The organism is endosymbiont of Lamellibrachia barhami (genome assembly GCF_011947365.2).
In the GTDB taxonomy this organism is placed as follows: domain Bacteria; phylum Pseudomonadota; class Gammaproteobacteria; order Chromatiales; family Chromatiaceae; genus QGON01.
On sequence record NZ_JAAVSH020000001.1, the window covers coordinates 1,457,542 to 1,459,861 of the forward strand.

The following is a 2,320-nucleotide window of genomic DNA, read 5'->3' on the forward strand; positions in this document are numbered from 1 at the left end:
TTGTTGTACTTCGTTCGGTTACGTATTTATGCATGTTCTCCAAGGCGGGTTTCGTGATGTGCTCACTCACCTTGGGGGTTCAGCCTTATATGCGATTTCTGTTCGTCGCTCGCAGGTTTTGCGCCAGGCTTCTTTTCAAACGGTTGGTCGCCCTTCCGCCCTTACCATCAGCTGGTACTTTAAAGGTGACTTTCGTCTCACTGCGGAATGCGCCCAGAGGACTTTCCTCATAAATCATACTTATGCCGGGCACACACAGGCCATCAGCGGGTGGCAAAAGAAGCGTCACGCCTTTTGCTTGCGCAAAAGCCGCGCCACTTTTTGCTGCCGCTGATGGGCGACGTTATGCCTAAAAGAGAAACGAACATGGACATTCCCCACATTGGGATTAGCTACGAAGAGAATATTCCAGAATCCATTTTTAGTGAATTTATCGACGCTGTGTCCAACGAAAAGTTGGTAATAAAGGTCGAATCAAGGGAGCAAGGCGGCCCGTATGCAGGCATTGAATGGCTGCTGCCTACCGCGGTAATTGCCTATATTAGCAAGTCGTACTTTGATGCATTTTTAAAAGAAATGGGGAAGGATCATTATCTCTTGCTGAAAAAAGGTCTTGCGTCATTAAGGGAGCGGCTTGTAGGTGAGAAGGCTCCGAAAGTAACAATCATTTCCACGCTAGGAAAAACGAATAAATATAATAAATACTCGTTTGTTTTCTCAATTATCGCTGAAGCAGAAGAAGGACAGCGTTTCAAACTATTAATTCAAGAGGGAGTGACTGAGGGGGAATACGCCCGTATTATTGATGCCTTCTTAACATTCCTTGAGCAGTATCATTCCGGCAGCTTAGATAAAAAAATGGTGGAGAAGTTAGTGAGTGTAAATGTTGTGGGTGGTACTTTATTACTGGCATTCAATGATGATATAGGCGAACTTGAGCCTATCGATCCAAGGCCAAAGAACATAAGTAGCAATGCATAACAAGGCAATTTCACTCGGACGCCAAAAAGCGCCGCTCGTTCCTCGCTCTGCTTTTTGGCGCCGGTGATTTGCGACGTTAGCTGTAAAAAAGAGACCGTATTTCATAGGTGGAAAAGCAGTAACCGGAAACCCAGTTGAATAGGATTATTAGTGTAGTCATTCGCAGAAGCGATAAAAGACAACAACGACTCATTAATCGGAGTCATGGATCGCCATGAATTGAATAGTCTGCAAGGCAGATTAGATGTACTGGGGCAAGATAGTAATCATATTGTGTGGAAGAAAGTAAACGCCTCGACATAATGACTATTAGACTTTGCCGCTGCCCAAGCTCAACCCTACAGGAAACAAAAAAATGAAATTTTATCTATTTGCCATAATATTATTGATAACAGCCTGTTTATCCACTGCCTCAGCAGCCGACAATGATACAAGGGAACAGGTAAAGTTCCCGGAAATGATGCAACAGCATATGCTGTCAAATATGCGAGATCATCTTGTAGTCATCAATGAAATACTCATCTATTTGACCACTGATGAAATGGATAAAGCCGCAGATATTGCTGAAAATCGTCTTGGTATGAGTGCCATGAGCTTACATGGGGCAGGTCGTCAAGCCCAGTTTATGCCTGACGGCATGAAAAATATTGGCAGTGGTATGCATCGTGCCGCCAGTCGTTTTGCTAGAAAAGCAGAAGAAGGTGATCCGGCATCAGCCTATAAGGCATTACAGGAAGTAACGGCAGCCTGTGTGGCCTGTCATGCTGCTTATAGAGTAAATTAATTAATAGAAGAAGCTAATCGGGTAAGGGAGGGTCTCTAGCCCTCCCTCCCCACACCACCTGGCATGCGGGTCCGCACCAGGCGGTTCATCAAGCATAGTGAAACTTGATCCATTGTTCTCTAACAGAGATGAGCCCCTGTTTCTCCAACCACTTATTGGTCATTCCAGATTGCGTAGCCAATGTTCTGGCTAAACGATACTCCGCGCTAATTTTGGGCCTGACCTTTCAAGGGAATCCCATTCTTGTAAATAATTCCGGCACCATAGGCTGGAATCTCCGCTCAATCGGAAAACTTCAAATATACATAACATTTGAAAACAAATAAAATTATTTATTTATGCCGGAGTTAATGCTTTATTGATGCATCGTCAACAGATTGTGTTTTTTTATCCTGCCTTACTAGTCATCTAACGATTACAGAGTGTCGAAAAATCAGTAAATTTTTCCGACACACTCTTTCTTCTCCGCAAATTCCCAGGTAATCTACATACAAAAACAAGGTGTTATCTGGGAGTGTCTTTAGTAATACGTAACTGAACGTGAAGTAATACCAA

The 2,320-nt window shown here is 43.6% G+C and carries 2 protein-coding genes; both read left to right on the plus strand.

The window, feature by feature from the left end; all coding sequences use genetic code 11:
- Positions 1-270 precede the first annotated feature (270 nt).
- Entirely contained in the window at positions 271-981 is a 711-nt protein-coding gene (locus G9Q73_RS06575) for a hypothetical protein (RefSeq protein ID WP_177419085.1), read from the plus strand.
- 355 nt (positions 982-1,336) lie between these two features.
- Positions 1,337-1,765 carry a cytochrome c gene (locus tag G9Q73_RS06580; RefSeq protein WP_177419086.1) on the plus strand — a complete coding sequence of 143 codons (429 nt, stop codon included), beginning with the start codon at positions 1,337-1,339 and terminating at the stop codon, positions 1,763-1,765.
- Positions 1,766-2,320 lie beyond the last annotated feature (555 nt).